Consider the following 21,137-nt stretch of genomic DNA (forward strand, 5'->3'; position numbering starts at 1 on the left):
TCCTCTTTATTGCGGGTCATTGGCCCGCTTATGGTTAGGCAGCCTTGCTGACCGGGACGGGCAGCGGTGAGAAAGGAATGTCCGGGTAACCGAAGGCCGCCGGCCCGACGACCTCAAGCGCGCGGGCGCTGCGCAACAGGTCATGGCAGGGGATGGCGATGACGGCCACGCGCTGGCCATAACGCAGCACTTCGGTGGTGATCGGATAACCCGTGTCGACATCGAGCAGGACGATCAGGTCGGGAACCGTCACTTCCACCTTGCCGTCACGGGAAAACAGCAGGAACTCGTTCTGGATGGCGACGCCAGCCGTCTGGCCGGCGCAATCGTCGAAACCGGACAGCGTAAGATCGCCAACCGCGAAACCGCCGCGCAGGTGGCGCTTCAGATCGGTGATCTTGCCGTTGAAGATGCGCCGTCCGCCTTCCAGCGCGCAGACCGCGGCAATCGGGTCTTCCTGCTGTTTGCGGGCGCGGATCACCGCCTCACCGATGGCGATCGCCTTGGTGTAGGTTTTCGGAATGCCATACTGGTGCACGTAATGCGCCTGCATCGGCGCGGTCGCCAGCATTGCGCCGCCGCCCTGCGAAACGACGCAGGCGCGCGCCATGCGTTCGTGCCAGACTTCTGAAACGGCATGGCTGAAAATGACGGCATTGCCGTGCAGATCGCACATCACCGATGGCGTGGAACTATGGCCATAGATGGAGAAGGTGGTCATCTGCATTTCCGGGAAAGCCCGGCCCATGCCGTCGCAATCGAGGATCGGCAGGCCGCCCAGCGCCGCAGTCACCAGCGGGTTCATGGAGTTGGAACCGCCGATTTCCTCACAGACGATGGCGTCTACCGGCGTGCGGATCAACTCCTCCATCGCCCGCAGGCAACGCAGGCCCTCGCGGCCTTCGCGAATTCGCTCGACGCCGACAACAGGCGCGCCGATGCCGCCGATCGACATGCAGAGAGCGTCGGGCTCGATGGCATCGGTTGCGAGGATCTTCATCTCGTAACCGGCCTTCATGGCCTCCAGCGCCAGAAGCTTGCCGAGATACGGATTGCCGCCGCCGCCCGTGCCGAGAATGCCGGCACCGATTTCCAGCGCATCGAGATCTTCACGGGTCAGCGTCCGCAATGCCGCTTTGTCATATTTCAGCTTGCGTGTCTCAGCCATGATTGGCTCCCATTTCTCCAACAACTTTCACATGAATGCGGGTGGCATTGCCGGGCAGATATGCAAGCGGCATGTCCTCGCGCTCGATGACTTCCAGCGTTTCGGCAATCGCGCCGGCGGCAATCGCCTTCTCGCGAGCCTCCGCTTCCGCCTCGGCCAGTGCGCTCTCTCGCGTGCGTCCCTCGATCAGCGAGAAGACCCGGTCGGTCTCGCCGCTGATCTGCGCGATCGCTGCGCCAACGGCATTGGCCACCGCGAAATTCTCAGGCCGGATGACCTCCAGGTCACCGATACGATCCGGCATCAGGATGGAACCACCGCCAACGGCGATCACCGGCACCGGTGACGACGAGATGCGACTGCGCTCCACGCACGCCTCAAGCATGTCGTTGATCTTGCCGACCGCCGCATCCACGAGCTTCTTGTCGAGGCTGGAAACCAGTGCCTTTTCGCCAACATCCGCTTTGCCGGAGGCAACCGCGATATCGGTCGCTGTCAGGGTCGAGCCACCGAAGCAGAGCGCCTCGCGGCGGACGCGGTAACCGACGGATTTCGGGCCGACGGTCAGGCCGTGATCGCCATTGACCACCAGCGAACCACCACCGAGACCGATGGAGAAGACATCAGGCATGCGAAAATTGGTGCGCACGCCGCCAATATCCACCGTGGTCGAGGCCTGACGCGGAAAACCGTGCGACAGCGAACCGACATCGGAGGTGGTGCCGCCGACATCCACCACCACGGCATCCTTGAGGCCGGTGAGGAAAGCCGCACCGCGCATGGAATTCGTCGGGCCGGACGCGAAGGTAAGCACGGGGAAACCGCGCACCACATCCGCCGCCATCAGCGTGCCGTCGTTCTGCGTGATGTAGAACGGGCAGGTGATGCCCGCCGCCTTCAGCGCCTCGCCGAAAGCCGCAACGGTGCGGTCGGCAAGCGACAGCAGGCTGGCATTCATGATTGCAGCACTTTCACGCGCAAGCAGGCCGTGACGGCCAATATCCTTGGACATCACCACCGGCAGGCCGGGGCAGCGTTCCTGCAGGATTTCCTTCGTCCGCAGCTCCATCGCATCATTGATGCCGCTGAAAACGCAGGTGACGGCAGCGGCCTTCAGGCCCTTGGCACGGATATCGGCGGCGATACGGACGATCTGATCCTCATCGAGCGGCGAAATCTCGCGGCCGTCGAACTCGTAACCGCCACGTACCTGGTAACCGTGGTTGCCGACGATTTCCTTCAGATCGTCGGGCCAGTCGACCATGGGCGGCAGGCCGGCGCCGGAAGGCAGGCCGAGACGGATGGCGGCCACCTCATCCATATGCCGGCGCTCGATCACCGCATTGGTGAAATGCGTGGTGCCGATCATTACGGCGCCGATGCGCGCCCGGTCGATGCCCGACGCCTCGATGACCTTTTCAAGGGCTTCGATGACACCGGATGTCACATCCTCTGTAGTGGAGGCCTTCACCCCCGCCAGAACGGTTTTATCCTGCAACACAACGGCATCGGTATTCGTGCCGCCGACGTCAATTCCAACGCGATACACGTCAGGCTCCTCTTTCATCAATCGGTCGTTTTTACGAGGAAGCGCATGCGCTCTTCCTCGGTCACGGTGGGTTTGAGACGTTCTTCCTCGTCGGTGACGACGGGGATGGCCGCGATCAGGGCGCGGGTATAGGGATGCGACGGCTCGGCGAAGACCGCCGACGTCACGCCCTCCTCGACAATTTCGCCGCGCAGCATGATGGCAATGCGCGAACAGAAATTGCGCATCAGCGACAGGTCATGCGAGATCATCAGATAGGTCAGGCCAAGCTCATCGCGCAGCTGCAGCAGAAGGTCGATCACCGTCTTCTGCACGGAGACATCGAGCGCCGCCGTCGGCTCGTCGAGGATGAGGATTTTCGGCTCGGCCGCGAGCGCGCGGGCAATCGCCACACGCTGCTTCTGGCCGCCGGAAAGCTCGTGCGGATATTTGCCGAGGTAGGATTGCGGCAACCGTACCAGCCCCATCAGTTCCTGCATGCGGCTTTCACGCGTCTGCCCGTCCATGCCGATGGATTTCAGCGGCAGGGCAAGCGTCTGTTTCACCGTGCGCTTCGGATTGAGCGAGGTGCCCGGGTTTTGATAGACGATCTGCGTCAGCCGCTTGCCGCGCGCAGGCGCCGGGGCGTCGATCAACAGATTGCCGGAGGTGGGGCGCGACAGGCCCATGATCATGCGCGCGACCGAGGTCTTGCCGGAGCCGGATTCACCCGCCAGACCGAAAACTTCACCTTCCTTCAGCGTCAGGTTCACATCCCGCACGGCGTGATAACCGTTGCGCCTGCCGTAAATCTTGTTCAGTCCTTCAATCGTCACGATGGGCGGGCGCGTGCTTTGCGCCAGATCGGTAACGCGCGGGCCATAAAGCGGCGGCACGGCATCCAGCAGCGAACGCGTATAATCCTCGGCAGGTGCATGCAGGATTTGTGTGCATGGACCGGTCTCGACGATATCACCGTGATGCATGACCACGACCCGGTCTGCCACCTTGCGCACGACGCCGAGATTGTGGGTGATCATCAGCAGTGCCATGTTTTCTTCGGCAACCAGCTGGTTGATGAGGTTGAGGATTTCGTCCTGCGTCGTGACGTCGAGCGCGGTGCCCGGTTCGTCGGCGATCAGCAGCTTCGGCTGGTGTAGCAGGGCGAGCCCGATCAGTACGCGCTGGCGCATGCCGCCCGAAAGTTCGGACGGATAGGCATTCATCACCCGCTCGGTATCGGCAAGCTGCACCCGGCGCAGAACCGCTGCGATGCGGTTGCGGCGCTCCGCCTTCGACGAACTGATGCCGTCGCGTTTGTCGGCAAAACGCATGACATCATCGAGATGCGTGCCGATCCTGAAGACCGGATTGAAGGAGGAGAGCGGGTCCTGCATGATCAGCGAAAAGGCCGTACCCTTCAGGGCTTCACGTTCCCTGCGCGGCATGGACAGCACATCCCGGCCATCGACGACGATCGCGCCGGCGGTTATCGCGGCATTTTTCGGCAGGGTGCCGATGATCGCCTTGGCGGTGACCGATTTGCCCGAGCCGGTTTCGCCGATCAGCGCCACGCGCTCGCCGGCGGCAACGGTAAAGGCGACATCGCGCAACACCTGCCGGGTACGGCCGTAATTGGTGAAGGTGACGTTGAGGTTTTCGACCTTGAGAAGCGGTTCAGTCATGGCCTTAGCTTTCCACGTCGAACATGTCGCGCAGGCCGTCGCCCAGCAGGTTGAAACCCAGCGTCACGTAAAGCACGGCCGCACCGGGGCAGAGCACTTCCCACCAGAAATCCGGCATGAACTGGCGCCCGTCGGCAACCATCGATCCAAGGTCGGGTGTCGGCGGCTTGACGCCAAAACCGAGGAAGCTCAGCGTTGCGCCGAACAGGATGACGAAGGCGGCATCGAGCGTCGTCTTGACCGATATGACCGAGACGCAATTGGGCAGGATTTCGCGAAAGAGGATGTGCAGCGGCCCTGCACCGGCAAGACGCGCCGCCTCGATGTAATCTTCGGATGCAATGGACTTCGATACCGAATAGATCAGCCGCGCATGCCAGGTCCACCATAGCAACGTGATCGCGATCATGGCGTTCATCAGCGTCGGTTCCAGGAGGTTTGAGACCGCCAGCGCCATGACGAGCGGCGGCATGGCCAGCATCACATTCGTCAGGCCGCTGATGAGCTTCTCGGTCCAGCCGCCGAAATAACCGGCGACGAGGCCAAGGACCGTGCCAACAGGTACCGAAATGCCAAGCACGCCGATGACGAGCAGCAGAGAAACACGCAGCCCGAAGATGGTACGGGAAAAGATATCGCGTCCGGCCTTGTCAGTGCCGAACCAGTGCTCCAGATCCGGCGGCATGTGGCGGGCGCGGAAATCGACGACCGCGCCGATATGTTTCGGATAGGGCGTGAGCCATGGCGCAAAGACCGCCAGCACCAGCACCGAGAGCAGGATCAGCGAACCGATGACCGCCGCCGGATTGCGGCTGAAGCGATACCACATCATATAACCGGCGCTTAGACCGCGATCGGTGGGTTCGAGCATTTTCATATCAGCCATCAGCGAGCCTCCTTGCGGCGCAGGCGCGGGTCGATGATCGAGATCAGGACATCCACGATCAGGTTCGCAACGATGAAGAACAGGCCGGCCACCAGCACCACGGCGGTCACGGCGTTGAGGTCTTTTTGCAGGATGGCGTTCAGCCCGTAGGAAGCGAAACCGCCCCAGGCGAAAACCATCTCGATCACGAAGGCATTGCCGATCAGAGACGCAAATTCGAGACCCATGATCGTCAGCGGCGCGATGGAAGAGAGTTTCAGCAGATAACGGAAGATGATGACCCGCTCCGGCACACCGAAACTTTGCAGGGTCAGCACATGGTCCTTGCGCTGGTTTTCAATCATCGAGGAGCGGGTAATGCGGGTGATCTGGCCAATGCCGGCCATGGAAAGTGCGAAGGCCGGCAGCGCGAGATGTTTCAGCGCATCGAGCACGACGTCGAAACGTCCGGCCAGCATGCCGTCGACAAGGATGAAACCGGTCGGGCCGCCTTGCCAGCCGAGCGAGTGATCGAGCCTGCCGATGATCGGCCAGCCGGAGAGGAACCGGGCGGCCAGCAATTGCAGCGTGATGGCGAAAAGAAAGCTCGGGATCGTGACCCCGGTGAGCGACAGGATACGGCCGATATGGTCCAGCGGCCGGTCGCGGTAATGTGCGGTGATGACACCGAGGGGTATGGCGACGGCAAACATGAAGATGACCGAGACCAGCACCAGCTCCACGGTGGCGGGAACGGTCTGCGCCAGATCAGTGGTGACGGGACGCTGGGAAACCAGCGAGAAGCCCAGATCGCCATGCAGCGCATTGCCGATATAATCGAGATACTGGACGGCGAGCGGCTTATCGAGACCCATCTGTCCGCGCAGCGCATCCACCTGCTCCTGCGTTGCAGCCGGCCCCAGCGCCATACGGGCGGGATCTCCCGGCACCACGCGGGCCAGCACGAAAATCATGACGGACAGGGCAATCATGACCAGCACGAAGGTGCCGAGCCTGTTCAAAATCGCGATCAGCGGATGTTGCTGCATCGGTGGAACGTTCCTTGTGCATCGGTTGGCTGAGCACAAGTTTTCATCGTCAACGCATTTCAACAATCTCAAAAAGGTATAGTTTTTTGAAAGATTGGTATAGGTTTTGATGCTTAAATCTTTTATCCCTCGTGAATGATGCTTTTGCCCCGTACCCACCTTTGCCGTCGTATCGCCCGCGAAACCGTGGGTGTCATTTTCCTGCGGGCGCCGGCAGGAGCGGGAAAAAGCGTGCTGCTGGAGATGCTCGCGCAGGAACTGGGCACCACCATATGCCGCACCCACCAGCCGCGAAGCGACGAGGTGGCGGATGGCTGCCTTCTGTGGGATGTGCCGGTTTTTGCACGGGCAGCGCGTATGCCTGCCGGCATCCTGGAATCAGTGCGTTTTGTGGTTATCGCCTGCCGCCCCGATCAACGGATCAGCGGGCTGGCGCGACAAATCCTGCATCGCGGCTCGCTCACCATCGGACCGGATGAACTGGCGCTGGGGAACGATGAAGCCGAAAGCCTGCCATTCGAACAACGACGCATCGCCCTTGAGGATTTTGCGGGATGGCCGGCCTTCCTGGCGTTGGCCCGGCACCCGGATGAAACGCTGTGCGCTGAGTATCTGCGGGAAAACTACCTGCCGCATCTTTCTCCCGCCCAGACGGTCGAGCTTTGCTTCTGGCTCGAAAATCCGTCTGTGGAACCCAGGGCGGAGTGGACAGAATTGCTCCCACCGTTCCTCACCCGACGTCCCGAACATCATCCCACTCTCATACGACTTTTGACCCTGGCGGCGCGCGACCGTCTCGCCACCTTGCAGGCCGGCAGCGCCGTCGTGGAGGTCGCCTCCGCTTTTGAGAAGGCAGGGAAGTCGCTTGCGGCGATGGCGATGCTGCTCGACCGGGGCTATGAGACACACGCCGCACAAATGCTTGAACGCGCGCATGGCCGTGAACTGATCTACCGAAGCAGCGTCGACAGGTTTCGTGAGATCATCATGCGATTTTCACAGGATATGATCGCAACGAATGAAACCGTGCTTTTTGCCGTGACCCGCGCCCTGTTGAAACAGGGCGAGTTGCAGCGCGTGCGGCATCTGGTCGGCAAAAGCCTCGGGTCGGACTATCTCGATCCGCTGAAAGTGCTTGCCCGGGACTCGCGGTTTTCCTTCGCTGCCCGAACCTTCCGGCTGAACCTGATGATCGCCGAGGACCTGACGCCGAACGACGCGATGATAACGCGCCTCGGCGAATTCATGGCCGATTATCCGTTGGACGATCACGGCAAGTGGGCGGCCTACTACAATGCGTTGCTTGAATTCGAAATCCGCCGCCGCAATTTTCGCGAGGCGGAGGCTGCTGCCGCCCGCGCCCTCATCTGTCTGCGCAAGATGGGTGGGCAGCCTTTGCTTGAATTCTTCATCCACCTGCACCAGATCGTGCTGCGGCTGATGAGCGGCGACGTGCTTCTGGCTCGCCGCGCGGCGCAGGAGGCGCGCGCAAGGCTGGAACAGGTGCCGCATGATGCCGCGCAAGAGTTCCGGATGTTGCGGCTGGCGGAGGCCTGTCTCGCCTATGAGGCGGGAAAGCCGCGCGACCTGCTGCATTTCGTTGAGCACGAATTCGATCACTTCGCCGCCGCCGAAATCTGGCCAAGCCTGATGCAGTTTGCGCTGTTTTATGCCTCGCAGGTGCTCATAGACCATTTCCCGATGACCGTCCGTGCGGGTTTTCTGGACGGCCTTTGGATCCATCTGTCGGAAGGGCTTCAGTTTCATGCGATGATGGAGATCAGGACGGCGATCGCCTATCAGAATGCCAATCGCTGGGCGGATGCTGCGGCCACTCTTTCGGCAATCCGCATGCCGATGGGCCGCAACTGGGTGGAAAGCGCGCATGAGGACCTGTCAAGGCTGACGCGCCGTGATGAAATCGCCTACGTCATGGCGTGGCTGCGCGACGCCGTGCATCTTTTCACGCCGCGCGCCTATCTCTCTCGCCAGATAGACGCGATGATCGCCAACCCCAAGGTTACCAATCGGGAAAAAGTAGCACTCAGGATCTGGCAGAGTTATGCGGCGCATCAACGCCGCGACAATGCCGCTGCCCGGGCGCATATTCTCACAGCCCTTGAATCGGCGACCCGCCTTGGCTGCAGGGGTGTGTTGTCGGAGGAGCGAGTCTTCCTGTCACCGCTCTTGAACAATCGTCGTATCCGCAGTTTCATCGAGACCTCTTCCGATGTCCGCACTGCGCTGTCGATATTTGCCGACTCGGTAAACTCGCCGCAGGCACGCGCCCTGCATGGCGGACTTTCCCAGCGGGAAGCGCAGATGCTTCAGTTGCTTGCCAGCGGTATGTCGAACAAGAAGATCGCGCAGACGCTGAACATCTCGGAAGTGACGGTGAAGTTTCACCTGGGCAACCTTTTCCGTAAGCTCGATTGCAAGCGGCGCTCCGAAGCCATTCGAGCAGCAAAGGCGCTGGATTGGCTTTAATGTGTCAGTGCTGATCTGCCCTGGTCAAATGTCCTGGAGCTTGTCTTTCGGTCATAAGTAACTCGAAAGTGACACAGACGGGGTTTTTGCCGCGCACCAGCCGCCCGCCGCTGATATGCTTGGTAAGATCGACCATCGAAATATCCAGCGTCGCCTGGTCATGGCCAACAGAGGAGCGGCCGATACGGCCATCGCGGATGAGGATTTCGCTGGCATACGCTGTGAGGCTCGTCCCGTCGTCATAATCCGCACCGATCAGGCTTCCGATACCATCGACTTCGGTCTCCCGGAGGCCAAATTGCGCGGCAGCCGTTTCAATTGCCGTGCAGATATCTGTATTGGGCCGCACCGTGCATAACAGCGCCCGTAACCCTGACGCTACGCGGCTGCGTGGCCGGGCGATTGGCGTGAAGAGGGGAAAATTGGTTTCCTCATCCTTCTGGACGTCGAGGATCGCACCATCCAGCGCCAGCGCCTCAAGCGGCGTTTCCCCGGCAAATTCGGACTCGAAGGGTAAAAGATGCCCCATCGAGACGATGCCGTCGGCGCTTCTCCATGAACCATGGCAGTGCAGAAACGGCTTTCCATCGCGCCGGCCCATATGCAGGCCAGCATCGAGAATAATGCCGCCGGGCATGGAAAAGGTTTCGCTATACCAGGCGGCATGTGTGTCATCTGGCGCCGCCGCGGGCATGACGTAATGCAGTCGCTTCATCGGCACGTTTTTCAGTCTGACGTAACCGCCCTCGAAACCCAGCTGCGCAAAGGCCTCACCAATCGCCTCATTGACGCTGAGACCGGGACTTGCTGCCAGAGCGACCGGATGCACGTGACAGCCGATTGCGCGAAAGCGTTCGGGCGTTATCGGACCGGGATGGACGATCCGACGGGTAAGCGCTGATGTGCCCGTGTCGATCATACCGCAAGCCCGGCAGTAATGAAGCCGCCGTCCACGGCAAGCACCTGGCCGTTGACGTAGCTCGCGTCCTCCGACACGAGGAACGCCACGGCGGAGGCGATCTCGTCCGTCCGGCCATAGCGATGCATGGGAACGCGGCTATGCCACTGGCTACGCACATTCTCCGTATGAACGGCCTGGGTGAGGGGGGTATCCACAGGCCCGGGAGCAATCGCATTGACGCGGATGCCGGATTGCCCCAGTTCGTTTGCCATCACCATCGTGAGGAGATTGACCCCGCCTTTCGACGCACCATAGGCGCTGCGGCCGCGATTGCCGCACATGCCGGAGACTGAGCTGATATTAACGATGGAGCCGGCAATATCGCGCTCCAGCCAGTAACGTGCAGCGGCACGCGCTACCGCGAAGCTGCCGACGAGATTGACATCGACGATGCGCCGAAATTCCTCGACGCTGGTTTCGATGGAGAGCTTGTCGATGCCGATGCCGGCGCTGTTGACGACGGCCACCAGATCCCCGGCGTGACCCGTGCCGCCCGAGGTCAAGGCGGCGAAAGCCTGCTCAATCGATGCCTCGTCCGCCACGTTGCAGACGATGCCGCGCGCCCCATCGATGCCGAGCTTTTCGCAGGCTGCATCCAGTGCCTCGCGTTTGAGGTCCAGCAGCCAGGGTTGCCAGCCGCGGGCCATCAGAAGCTGTGCGGTGGAAAAACCGATGCCGGATGCGCCGCCGGTGATTGCGACAGCGCCTTTTGTCCCTGTCATCTGCTGTGTCATGCCGTCTCCTCCGGGTTGATTGCCATGTCGTCAGCCTGTCCGTTTTTCCTCGAAAGCCGGCATCTGGCCCCGTTTTTCCAGCTCTTCGCGGATCATTTTCTTGGTGATCTTGCCATAGGCGGATTTCGGCATGGCGTCCCAGAACACCACGGTTTTCGGCAGCTTGTAGCGGGCCATCTTGCCTTCGAGATAGGCTTTGAGGTCGATGCCTGCGATGTCCGCGCCCGCGCGCGCCACACAAACTGCCACGCCCACCTCGCCCCACACCGCGTCGGGCACGCCCAGAACCGCAGTCTCGCTGATATCGGGGTGCATGAGGATTTTCTCTTCGATCTCCCGAGGATAGATGTTCGACCCGCCCGAAATATACATGTCGGAGGCGCGGCCGGTGATGTAGACGAAGCCGTTTTCATCTCGGTGGCCAAGGTCGCCGGTGCGAAACCAGCCATTGCGGAAGGCTTTGGCATTGGCCTCCGGGTTATCGTAGTAACCGGCGAAAACGGCAGGGCCGATCACGCAGATTTCACCGGTTTCGCCTGCACCAACCTCTTCTCCCGCCTCGTTCTGGATCTGGACTTCCATGCCGGTGCGGTCGAAACCGCAGGTGCCGACCCGCGCTTCTGGACCGTCTTCGTCGCTATGGAATGCGGGAGGCAAAACCGTGATGTTGCCGGTGACTTCCCCAAGACCGAAATATTGCACCAGTACCGGACCGAGCTTTGCCAGCGCGCGTTTCTGATCGGCGCGATACATCGGCGCACCGGCATAGATGACGTAACGCAGCGATGAATGATCGTACTGATCGACGGATGCGTCTTCGATCAGCATCTTGAGAATGGTCGGCACAGTGAAGGCGTTGGTGATACGCCATTTTTCGATCAGCGCCCAGACGGCCGGGACATCGAGCCTTTCCGAAGCTGGAAGCACCGTTTTTGCGCCGTGCGCCACCTGGACCAGCTGATGGACGCCCGCGCCGTGTGACAGTGGGGCGACAACGATGGATGCGTCGTCCGGCCCTGTTCCGGGCATCAGGTCGCAGAGATGGTTGGTAATGACAAAAGCCATCTGGCCGTGCGTCAGCACCGCGGCCTTTGGACGGCCAGTGGTGCCCGAGGTGAAGAAGAACCAGCAGGGGTCATCCCGGTTCACAGCTTCGCTCCTGACCCTCCGGCCCAGATGACGGGCGACGATCGCATCGTAATCCTCACCGAATTCCGCAGCGCCGATTGAAATGGTGAAATCGATCGAGGCTGTCGCACGACTTGCCGTCGCATGATCGGGAAAAGCGCTGGCGCAGATCATGCCGCGCGCGCCGCTCGCTTTTGCCAGATAGGCGACTTCATCGGGGGACTGGCGGTAGTTGGTCGGCACCCACACCGCACCCACCCTGAAGCAGGCGAACATGGATTCGAACATCTGGTTGTTATTGGAAGACTGCACCAGAATGCGGTCTCCCTTCGTGACGCCGAATTCAAGGACCAGCGCATGGGCCATGGCGTCGACCCGGGCTTCCATCTGAGCCCAGCTCCACGTCTTTTCGCCCCAGACGAAGCCGATATGATCGGGGTTGCGCCGTGCTGCCTGGGTGAGGAAATGCGAGAGATTCATCACTCGCGTGGTGGAGGGCGTTACCCCGCCCGCGGGATGCTGCACGGCGCTGGAAATCGTCATTTCACGCGCTCCATGATCGACACGTAATTGGCAACCGCAGTGCCCCCCATGTTGAAGACGCCAGCCAGCGAGGCATTCGGTATCTGCATGTCGCCCGCTTCGCCCATCAATTGCATCGCCGCCATGACGTGCATGGAGACGCCGGTCGCTCCGACGGGATGCCCCTTCGATTTAAGGCCTCCCGATGGATTGATCGGCAGGCGGCCGGTCTTCAACGCCGTGCCTTCCTGGACAACGCGGTGGCCTTCGCCGGGTTTTGCCAGTCCCATGGCCTCATACTCAATGAGTTCGGCGATGGTGAAGCAGTCATGCGTCTCAACCAAGGAAAGGTCGTCGAGCGTCGCTCCGGCGAGTTCGAGCGACCCCGCCCAGGCGCGGCGTGCGCCTTCAAACGCCAGCGGATCGCGGCGGCTGAGTGCCAGAATGTCGTTGACATGTTTGCGTCCGCGGAAACCAATCGCGCGGTTGAGTGTGGCCGCAGTTTCCTCGTCGGCAAGAATGATCGCGGCAGCGCCATCGGAGATCAGCGAGCAGTCGGTGCGGCGCAGGGGGGCTGCGACATAGGGGTTCTTCTCCGATACCGTGTTACAGAATTCGAAGCCGAAATCCTTGCGCATATGCGCATAGGGGTTGACCGCGCCATTGGCGTGGTTCTTGGCGGCAATCATCGCCAGTTCCGCGGAGCGGTCGCCATAACGCTGGAAATAGGCCTGGGCGATGCGCCCGAACTGGCCGGCAAAGCCGCCGCTAATATCGGCCTCTTCCGCCCGGTAGCAGGCAGAGAGCAGAATTTCGCCAACCTCCGCCGTCGGCAGCGCCGTCATTTTTTCAGCCCCGACGACGAGTGCAATCCGCCCGCGTCCGGCCTCGATGAAATCCATCGCGCTGTAAAGGGCGGCCGATCCTGTCGAGCAGGCATTTTCAAACCGCACCGCCGGCGTATAGGCAAGCCGCTCATCGCCCATTGCCACCAAAGCGCCCTGAAAATCCTGCTTCGAGAAGCCGTTATTCATCACACCGACGAAAATGCCGTCGATATCGCCAGCGTCGATGCCGGCATGGTCCATGGCGGGCGCGACAACCGAGGCCATGAGTTGTTCGGTATTTTCAAGGGCCGATTTGCCAAAGGGCGAATGCGCCCAGCCGACGATCTGCGCTTTGCTCATTTGCTCGTTCTCCTTGTTTGCCGCTTCGTGTCGCCTTCGCCGCGCGTGCGGGCGCGGCGGGCCATCATTTCTGCGATACGTGTTTCGATGCGGGTCACTTCCTCGCGCAGCAGTGCTGCCAGTTCCGGCTGGCGCTCCGGCCGCATGCGGCTATCGACAGCGGCGATGCTCAGCGCGCCGGCAACCGTGCCATCGGGAGCGCGGATGGCGACGCCGATGCCCCAGGAATTTGAAAGTATGAGGCCGGGATTGAGCGAATAACCGTTGGCTCTCGTCAACGCGACGTCGCGATACAGGCCATCGATGGTGATGCCGGGATAGTTCGCTGCGATGATCCCGCTATTGGCGGCGATAACGGCATCCACTTCGGCATCCGGCAGGGCGGCAAGCATGGCTAGCGATCCTGCGCCGATACCGAGCGGGTGTTCGAAACCGGCCTGAAGCGCATGGGTTCGCACCGGCCAGGTGCCTTCTTCGCGGTATAGGCACAGCGCAAAAGTATCACGGCGCACGGACAGGAAGCTTGAATCCTCGGTGCGGCGGGAAATGCGCGTCAGTCCGTCCTGCGCCATCTGCAGAAGTCCAAATCGGCGCGATGACAGGCTGCCGAGAACATAGGCTTCTTCGCCGAGATAATAACGCCGCGTTTCCTCGTCCTGCTCGACAAGGCCGGCGCGGATCAGCGCCAGCAGCAGGCGACGGGCCGTGGGCTTGTTCAATCCGCTTTCGGTAACGATGACCGAAAGCGCCACGCCGCGTTCCGCGTGTCGCCCCACCATGGAGAGCAGCGCCAGCGCCCGGTCCACCGCGCGCGCACCTGTCAGATCTTTCTCTACCGGGATAATTGTTGTGGCCATATCAGGAAAATGCCCCCACGGCGCAACTCTGTCCGCCATCGACCGGCAAACAAATGCCGGTGATGAACTTCGCTTCATCGGATGCCAGAAAGGCGGCGGCGCGGGCGATATCGAAGGCATCACCCATGCGACCCACCGGCACTGCGGCGTTGCGCGCCGCCACCATATCTTCGACTGTCGCATATTGGCTGCTGATCTGCTTGTAGATCAGCGGAGTGTCGATCATGCCTGGCAGAATGCAATTGGCGCGAATGCCCTGCCGGGCATATTGCATGGCCAGCGCCACGGTCGCCTGGTTGACTGCGGCCTTCATCGCGTAATAGGCGAAATAAGGATAGCCGGTCCAGCGAATGGAGGCGAGCGAGGAGATATTGACGATGGCCCCGCTGCCCTGCGCCAGCATCACCGGCAGCACCGCCTTGGCGGTGCGATAGACGGAGCCGATGTTGAGATCGACCGAGGCGCGAAAACGTTCCTCGTCCAGCTCGACCGGGCCGCCCATATGCGTCACACCGACGTTGTTGTGCAGAATATCAATGCCGCCAAAGGCCTCGCAGGTGCGGGCGACCGTATCCGATACAGACTGCAGCACGGTGACATCGGCAGCGATTGCAAGCGCCTCAAAGCCTTCACCGCGAATGATCTCGGCGGTCTCTTCAGCGGCCTCGGCGGAGAGATCGACACAGGCCACGCACGCGCCTTCGCGGGCAAACTGCATGGCGGCGGCCTTGCCATTGCCAAACCCTGGACCCGATGATCCTGCGCCAAACACAAGCGCGCGTTTTCCCCTCAGGCGACCTGTCAAAACAGTCTCCATTCCAATATCAGACACAAGCAAGTCAGCCCCGCTGGAAGCGGGGCCAGTTGTTCAGAAGATCGATCAGGTCAGGCTTGCGCCGACGGCTTTTTCGAGAATGGCCCAGGCTTCATCGCCATATTTGCCCTTCCACTCGGAATAGAAGCCCGCTTCCTTCAATGCGGCGCGGAAGAGCGTCGCATCTGTGTCGTTGAAGGTCATGCCCTTGGAAACCAGATCTTCCTTCACCGAGGCATTCAGCTTTGCCACATCGGCGCGTTCATCCTTGCCGGACTGGTTGAGGTTCTTGGCAACGATGGCGCGCAGATCGTCCGGCAGCCGCTCCCAGGCGCGCTTGTTGGCCAGGAACCAGAAACCATCCCACATGTGATTGGTCACCGAGCAGAACTTCTGCACTTCGAACAGCTTGGCGGTGGAAATGATTGCCAGCGGATTTTCCTGACCATCGACCACCCCGGTCTGCAGCGCCGTGTAGACTTCCGCGAAGTTGATCGAGGCAGGGGCCGATTTGAAGGCCTTGAACATTGAGGTCCAGAGCGGGCTTACCGGCACGCGGATCTTGAAGCTCTCGAGATCGGCCGGCGTGGCGATGGGCTTTGATGCGCTGGTGATCTGGCGGAAACCGTTATCCCAGATCGTATCCATGGCAACGAGGTTCTGCTTGGCAATTTCGCCGCGCACATATTTGCCGAGATCGCCATCCATGGCGGCCCAGACTGAATCATAATTCGGAAATGCGAAGCCGATGCCGCTGATCGAGGCGTTCGGCACCAGCGTCGACAGGATCAGCGGCGAAAGCGTGAAGAACTCGACGCCGCCCGAGCGCACCTGGCTCAGAACGTCCGTATCGGCGCCAAGCTGGCTGCTGGGGAAGATGCTGATATTGACCTGTCCGTCGGTTTCCTTGGCGATACGGTCGGCAGCCTCCTTGGCACGAATGTTCATGGGGTGCACAGCAGGCAGGTTGTTGGCATATTTGTAATTATACTGGGCAGCGCGGGCGCGCGATACGAAGGCGGTGGCCAGAACGGCGGAACCGGCGCCGGTAAGCATGGTACGTCTGTTGATATTCATTGCTTTTTCCTCCCAAAATAAAGCAGTCGTTTAATTGGCATGGCCGGATCACCCGCCATGATCTTAGAGCAGAATGGTCGAAAATCCCGGAACTGCGGCAATTAACAGCAGGCCGATGACCATGGCCGCGAGATAGGGCCAGATGGCGCCCATGGCTTCATCCGGCGAGACGTTGCCGATCTTGCACGCGATGTAAAAACCGATGCCGATGGGCGGGGCCATCAGGCCGATATTCATGGCGACCACCACGACCATCGAATAATGAATGTCGTTGATGCCGAGCGTGCGGGCGATGGGGAACATGATCGGTGCGAGCAGAACGATGGCCGGCAGTCCTTCCAGCACACAGCCCAGGATCATGAAGATCAGGATCGACACCACCATGTAGGTCATCCAGCCGCCCGGCAGATCGGTAATCATGGCGGTGAGCTGGAATGCGAAACCGCTCTGGGTCAGTCCCCAGGCCATGGCCGAGGCGCAGCCGAGGATCAGCAGAATCGCCCCGGACAAGGCGGCTGTCTCGACCAGCATCGAATAGAGTTTTCTCAAGCTGATACCGCCATAAAGCACCGCGCCGATGATCATGGCATAGAGCACCGCAATGGTGGAGACTTCGGTTGCCGTCGCCACGCCGCCGCCCACCAGGCTGCGGATGAGGAAGGGCAGGACGAGCGCGGGGGCGGCGACAAGGGCCGCCTTGCCAACCAGCGGCCACGGGGTGCGCTTTGCGCCTTCCATGTTCTCGTGCCGCGCCTTCCAGCGGGCGAGCACCGCCAGCACCAGAAGCAGCACCATGGCGATCATGAAGCCGGAGGTGAAGAGGCCGGCAATTGATACACCCGCCGCAGACCCAAGGACGATCAGCACGATGGAGGGTGGAACCGTATCGGCCATGGCGGCGCCGGTTGCCAGAAGCGCGATCATTTCCTTCGGCTTGTGGCCACGCCGTTTCATTTCCGGAAACAGCGCCGGCGCGACGGTCGCCATATCGGAAACCTTGGAGCCGGAAATACCGGAGACCAGGAACAGCGAACCGAGCAGCACATAGGACATGCCGGCGCGGATATGACCGAACATCGACGACAGAAGCTCCACGATCGCCCTGCCCATGCCGGTCGCGTCGAGCACGCAACCCAGTAGCACGAACACCGGCACCGACAGCAGAATGATGCCCGACATGCCCTCATCCATCCGCCCGATCATCACGATCGTCGGAACCCAGGTGGTGAAGGTCAGATAAGCGAGCGTTCCAAGGCCAAAGCAGAAGGCGATCGGCACGCCCAGCACCAGAAACACCGCGACGAACAGCCCGAGGAAGATCGCCAGATTGAGATTGCCGAGGGATTCCAGCATCGGCGATGCCAGATAGAGCAGGGTGGAGGCGACCGCGACGGTGGCGAAGGCGGTGATGATATCCCGCAGATTTTCCCGTCTGAACAGATTGTTGAGAACCAGGAGCAGCATGAGGCAGGCGCCCACCGGCAGCGCCGCGGCGCGAAACGACATCGGAATATTCAGCGCCGCTGACGTGACCACCCATTCCTCGATGGCATATTCCATGGCGGGTTTGATAATTGCCGCAAGAAATGTCGCCACCAGCATCAGAGCCAGCGAATTGATGTAGCCGAGAACACGTTGCGGGAACATGTTGAGAAACAGCGTCAGGCGCAGGTGTTCGCTGCGATCGATCGCAATCGCCGCGCCCAGCATGGCAAACCACAGGAAGCACAGCGACGCCGTTTCATCGATCCAGACGATCGGCAGATGCAGCGCATAACGGGAGGTCACGCCAAGCAGAAGCAGGCCGATCATCACCGCCAAAAGCACGGCCGCAACCGCCTCGATGGGGCGCATGAACCACGAACCCGTTACCGGGGCGGTGTGCAGCAACTCGCCGTCGAGCACAAAGACGTCGTCATTCGCGTTTGCGGTCATGGTCATCGGGCCTCCTCTCCCACAAAACAATCTTCGCAACGAAGATGTCCGCAAAACAGCATGTCCGTGCCACGACCGCGACATCAAGGCAGCTGTATTGCCAGACAGGCCAGACCCCTCCAAAAGCCTGAATGCATCGATACATATCCTCCACTATATGGACCGATACAAAACCATGTATTCGGGATACACAGGATATTCTGTAAAATCAACACGATTTAGGCATATTTATAAAGGCTATTCGCCGCCCTACTAGGTCCATATTGTGGATCATACTTTGTACGCGCTTTAATTCAGGTTGCAAGGATACGCCGCCCGCATGGCCTGCACCGGGATTTTCAGCTTGAATTGGTTTTGATGTCATTCTCTACGGCCGGTCCGGATTTTGGCCGTGTATGCTGGCACTTTTACTGGCAAAAGGGCGAGGTTATCGCGCTTCCAGCGCAACTATCACGACGCACCAGGCCAGGACGAGACCGCGCCAACAAATTCAGCCTCATCAAAAACGCCGCTTCCCACCCAGGCCACGATCGCATCGGGCCGCACGAGAACCGCGCTCAACCCCGGCTGCTCCTCAGCATCCACGACAAGGTAGACAAGCCGGTCTTTCCAACCTTCCGCCAGCTTGCCAAGTCCTGGCCGCGCCTCGAAACCCGGCAATACCGCCCGGCTACCGCGCAAATGCTCGTTCATCCGCGTCCCATCCGGAGGCGCAAAATCCGGCGCACGACACCCCACAGGCGCGGGACGTCCCCAAGATCATTACGCAGACCAACACCCCGGACGCGCTCGGCGAAATAGGTCGCCCCATCGCGCGTGACGGCAAGATCGCGGATGATGGCTTCCAGCGCCCGCTCGCTTCGGCCGGGCCGGGCAGCGGCCTTACACGCCCTTTATGATGTTGCAGATACCCTCGCGAATGACGTTCTTGTCGGCGATCTGTCCTGCCTGGATGTTGAAAACAGCATCGATCCGCACAGCATTGCCTTTCTGCCGTGCCACCACCCGCAGCGTCTGAATTCTGCCGCTGCCGCTGGTTTCCTGATGGGCATCGATCGAGGAGAGTGCCTTGTTTATCTGGATGCCGGAGAAACCTTCAGCCGCGACGGCCTGGGCAAGCTTTTGAAGAACCGCGGGTGCCTTGGCCTTCGGCAGTTCCTGCCATGACTTGTAAGAGACGGCGGTCACCATCGGCACGCCTGAAACGGTGAAGTTTTTCTCGCAGGATGCTGCGAAGGCAGGGCTTGAGAAGGCGATGAGGCCAAGGGCTGTGACAAGAGATTTCATTGGCATGATCCGATTGTTGGTGAAGGTTTCAGCTGTTGCCCGCGTCAGAACGACGACCTTTTTCCCCGGTAGGTCGCAGGCGGTGGCAGGGCTTCATGGGCCTGTGCCAGCGTTTCCAGCCATGTTGCCAGCCCTTCGGGAACGGCTTCGTTGCCGGCTTCCAGCGCCTCGATCCATGAGAGCTCGCATTGCAAGGCAGAGGCAATATTGATTGGCGTCCAGCGGATCACCCGCAGACATTCATTGAAGCGATCTGGCGACATGATGATTTGTTATGTTCCCCGTCATTTTCTTAGCGAAGCTCACTCACACGGCTGCGAGAGTCAATCTTTTTTGCAACTTTTGATGGCTTCTTTTCGACTCAGTAGTTGCATCCGCCGCCGGTTACGGAGCACCACGCGCTGGAAGGGACAGGCAAGCCGCTCAAACGATACGTCTGGTCGACACTAAGGCATCTCATCCCCGGCGGATCACTCCTGCCGGGAAAACTTAGTTGATATGCTAAGTTTTCCCTTGCTCCATCGCGACGAAGCATGATAGTTAGCAATATGACTAAGCATCACCGTGAACTTTCACTGATCTTCCAGGCTCTGGCCGATCCGACGCGGCGGGCGATTCTGGCGCGCCTCGGCGGCGGGCCGGCTCCGGTCATGGAGTTGTCCGCTCCCACGGGGCTGCGTCTGCCCACGGTCATGCGGCATCTTTCCGTGCTGGAGGAGGCGGGGCTGATCATCACGTCCAAGGATGGGCGGGTGCGCACCTGCGCCATCGTGCCCGAAGCGCTGGAGCCGGTAAGGACATGGCTCGATGAGCAGCGGGACATGTGGGAGAGCCGGCTTGACCGGCTGGAGGCGTTTGCAATGCAGGCCATGAAGGAGGAATCCGAATGACAACGAAACCGGGTCAACAAAGCGCACACGCTGAACCGCATCAGCCACAAGACCGTTTTGCGACGCTCAGCTTCGAACGGGAAATTGCCGTTCCGCTATCGGCTCTCTGGCAGGTCTGGCTGTCACCCGCTGCCCGGGCGGTGTGGGCCTCTCCGTCACCCTCGGTCACCGTGGAGTTCCTGGAGGCGGACAGCAGGCTGGGCGGTCGCGAAGTGTCGCTCTGTAAGGTCACCGGCCAGCCGGATATTCGCTGTGAATGCGGCTGGCTGGAGCTGCAGCCAACTCGCCGCAGCGTGAATTACGAGGTGGTCTCATCCGGCGGTGTAACCCAGTCGGCAGCGCTGGTAACTGCCGATTTCCAGTCTGCGGAAGAGCGCAGCCGCCTGACCGTTACGGTCCAGCTTTCCTCCTTGGCCGAGGATATGCGCGATGGTTATCAAGAAGGTTTCGGCGCGGGTCTCAACAATCTGGCCAGCGTGGCCGGGCGGACCATGGTGCTGGAGCGAACGATAAAGGTGCCGCGAAACATCGTCTGGAAAGCCTGGATGAGCGAAAAGACGCTGCCGCAATGGTGGGGCCCTGAAGGATTTTCCTGCCGCACGAAGAGGATTGATCTGCGGACCGGCGGGGAATGGGTCTTTGACATGATCGGCCCTGACGGCACAGTCTTCCCGAACCATCATCGTTATGTCGAGGTCCGGCCAGAAGAGCGGATCGCCTATACGCTGCTTTGGGGCGAAAACGGGCCGAAACATGCCGACGCCTGGGCCTCCTTCGAAGATCAGGATGGCGCGACGAAAGTTGTGCTGGGCATGGTGTTCAGCACGGAAGCCGAGTTCCAGCAAGCGAAGGGTTTCGGCGCCGTGGAGCTGGGTCAGCAGACGCTGGGTAAACTGGAACGCTTCGCCAAGGCACTATAGATGCGCCGGGCCGTCAGTTCCATGTGCAGAGGTCTCGATACTG

General features: G+C 60.7%; 19 protein-coding genes. 3 read left to right on the forward strand and 16 right to left on the reverse strand.

The annotated features are described in order from the left end of the window. Positions 1–34 precede the first annotated feature (34 nt). Genes O3S81_RS18940 through O3S81_RS18960 form a run of 5 tightly spaced genes read right to left on the reverse strand, consistent with a single transcriptional unit; the run spans position 35 to position 6,295 of the window. On the reverse strand, positions 35–1,168 hold the full coding sequence (locus tag O3S81_RS18940; protein ID WP_269345690.1) for a DUF917 domain-containing protein: 1,134 nt from the start codon (positions 1,166–1,168) through the stop codon (positions 35–37). Next, positions 1,161–2,717: a hydantoinase/oxoprolinase family protein gene (locus O3S81_RS18945; RefSeq protein WP_269345692.1), complete on the reverse strand. Its 1,557-nt coding sequence runs from the start codon at positions 2,715–2,717 to the stop codon at positions 1,161–1,163. Before O3S81_RS18945 ends, O3S81_RS18940 begins: the two co-directional genes overlap by 8 nt. 17 nt (positions 2,718–2,734) lie before the next feature. Beyond that, complete coding sequence (locus O3S81_RS18950; protein WP_269345694.1) at positions 2,735–4,381, reverse strand: ATP-binding cassette domain-containing protein; 1,647 nt, start codon at positions 4,379–4,381, stop codon at positions 2,735–2,737. Positions 4,382–4,385: 4 nt separating this feature from the next. Then, a complete protein-coding gene (locus tag O3S81_RS18955; RefSeq protein ID WP_059753285.1) occupies positions 4,386–5,267 on the reverse strand; it encodes an ABC transporter permease in 882 nt (293 codons plus the stop codon). Then, positions 5,267–6,295 (reverse strand): ABC transporter permease, encoded by a 1,029-nt coding sequence (locus tag O3S81_RS18960; RefSeq protein ID WP_269345696.1) that lies wholly within the window; start codon positions 6,293–6,295, stop codon positions 5,267–5,269. Before O3S81_RS18960 ends, O3S81_RS18955 begins: the two co-directional genes overlap by 1 nt. 135 nt (positions 6,296–6,430) lie before the next feature. Between O3S81_RS18960 and O3S81_RS18965 the strand changes: the two genes are divergently transcribed. Then, positions 6,431–8,782 carry a helix-turn-helix transcriptional regulator gene (locus tag O3S81_RS18965; protein WP_269345698.1) on the forward strand — a complete coding sequence of 784 codons (2,352 nt, stop codon included), beginning with the start codon at positions 6,431–6,433 and terminating at the stop codon, positions 8,780–8,782. 4 nt (positions 8,783–8,786) lie between these two features. Here the strand turns inward: O3S81_RS18965 and O3S81_RS18970 are convergent, their stop codons facing one another. The 11 genes from O3S81_RS18970 to O3S81_RS19020 form a co-directional block, all read right to left on the reverse strand. Next, entirely contained in the window at positions 8,787–9,701 is a 915-nt protein-coding gene (locus O3S81_RS18970) for a DUF296 domain-containing protein (RefSeq protein WP_269345700.1), read from the reverse strand. Beyond that, entirely contained in the window at positions 9,698–10,477 is a 780-nt protein-coding gene (locus O3S81_RS18975; RefSeq protein WP_269345702.1) for an SDR family NAD(P)-dependent oxidoreductase, read from the reverse strand. Before O3S81_RS18975 ends, O3S81_RS18970 begins: the two co-directional genes overlap by 4 nt. 30 nt (positions 10,478–10,507) lie before the next feature. Beyond that, positions 10,508–12,148, reverse strand: coding sequence for an acyl-CoA synthetase (locus O3S81_RS18980; protein ID WP_269345703.1), 1,641 nt, complete (start codon positions 12,146–12,148; stop codon positions 10,508–10,510). Further along, a complete protein-coding gene (locus tag O3S81_RS18985) occupies positions 12,145–13,314 on the reverse strand; it encodes an acetyl-CoA acetyltransferase (RefSeq protein WP_269345704.1) in 1,170 nt (389 codons plus the stop codon). The genes O3S81_RS18980 and O3S81_RS18985 overlap by 4 nt, the downstream gene beginning before the upstream one ends. Further along, the gene (locus O3S81_RS18990; RefSeq protein ID WP_269345705.1) at positions 13,311–14,171 is read right to left on the reverse strand and encodes an IclR family transcriptional regulator; all 861 of its coding nucleotides are present in this window, start codon (positions 14,169–14,171) and stop codon (positions 13,311–13,313) included. The genes O3S81_RS18985 and O3S81_RS18990 overlap by 4 nt, the downstream gene beginning before the upstream one ends. 1 nt (position 14,172) lies before the next feature. Then, a complete protein-coding gene (locus O3S81_RS18995) occupies positions 14,173–14,976 on the reverse strand; it encodes an SDR family NAD(P)-dependent oxidoreductase (protein ID WP_269345706.1) in 804 nt (267 codons plus the stop codon). A gap of 75 nt (positions 14,977–15,051) precedes the next feature. Further along, on the reverse strand, positions 15,052–16,062 hold the full coding sequence (locus O3S81_RS19000) for a TRAP transporter substrate-binding protein (RefSeq protein WP_269345708.1): 1,011 nt from the start codon (positions 16,060–16,062) through the stop codon (positions 15,052–15,054). A gap of 63 nt (positions 16,063–16,125) precedes the next feature. Next, entirely contained in the window at positions 16,126–18,003 is a 1,878-nt protein-coding gene (locus tag O3S81_RS19005; protein WP_269345710.1) for a TRAP transporter large permease, read from the reverse strand. 444 nt (positions 18,004–18,447) lie between these two features. Next, positions 18,448–18,690 (reverse strand): aromatic-ring hydroxylase C-terminal domain-containing protein, encoded by a 243-nt coding sequence (locus O3S81_RS19010; RefSeq protein ID WP_269345711.1) that lies wholly within the window; start codon positions 18,688–18,690, stop codon positions 18,448–18,450. Between the two features lie 189 nt (positions 18,691–18,879). Further along, positions 18,880–19,284 carry a hypothetical protein gene (locus O3S81_RS19015; protein ID WP_269345713.1) on the reverse strand — a complete coding sequence of 135 codons (405 nt, stop codon included), beginning with the start codon at positions 19,282–19,284 and terminating at the stop codon, positions 18,880–18,882. Positions 19,285–19,328: 44 nt separating this feature from the next. Next, on the reverse strand, positions 19,329–19,547 hold the full coding sequence (locus O3S81_RS19020; RefSeq protein ID WP_269345715.1) for a hypothetical protein: 219 nt from the start codon (positions 19,545–19,547) through the stop codon (positions 19,329–19,331). A gap of 285 nt (positions 19,548–19,832) precedes the next feature. Between O3S81_RS19020 and O3S81_RS19025 the strand changes: the two genes are divergently transcribed. Together O3S81_RS19025 and O3S81_RS19030 are read left to right on the forward strand one after the other, a co-directional pair. After that, positions 19,833–20,174 carry an ArsR/SmtB family transcription factor gene (locus O3S81_RS19025; RefSeq protein ID WP_269345717.1) on the forward strand — a complete coding sequence of 114 codons (342 nt, stop codon included), beginning with the start codon at positions 19,833–19,835 and terminating at the stop codon, positions 20,172–20,174. Then, the gene (locus O3S81_RS19030; RefSeq protein ID WP_269345719.1) at positions 20,171–21,094 is read left to right on the forward strand and encodes an SRPBCC family protein; all 924 of its coding nucleotides are present in this window, start codon (positions 20,171–20,173) and stop codon (positions 21,092–21,094) included. The genes O3S81_RS19025 and O3S81_RS19030 overlap by 4 nt, the downstream gene beginning before the upstream one ends. The last annotated feature ends 43 nt before the right edge of the window (positions 21,095–21,137 follow it).

Source organism: Agrobacterium sp. SOY23 (assembly GCF_027212525.1).
GTDB lineage: Bacteria > Pseudomonadota > Alphaproteobacteria > Rhizobiales > Rhizobiaceae > Agrobacterium > Agrobacterium tumefaciens_I.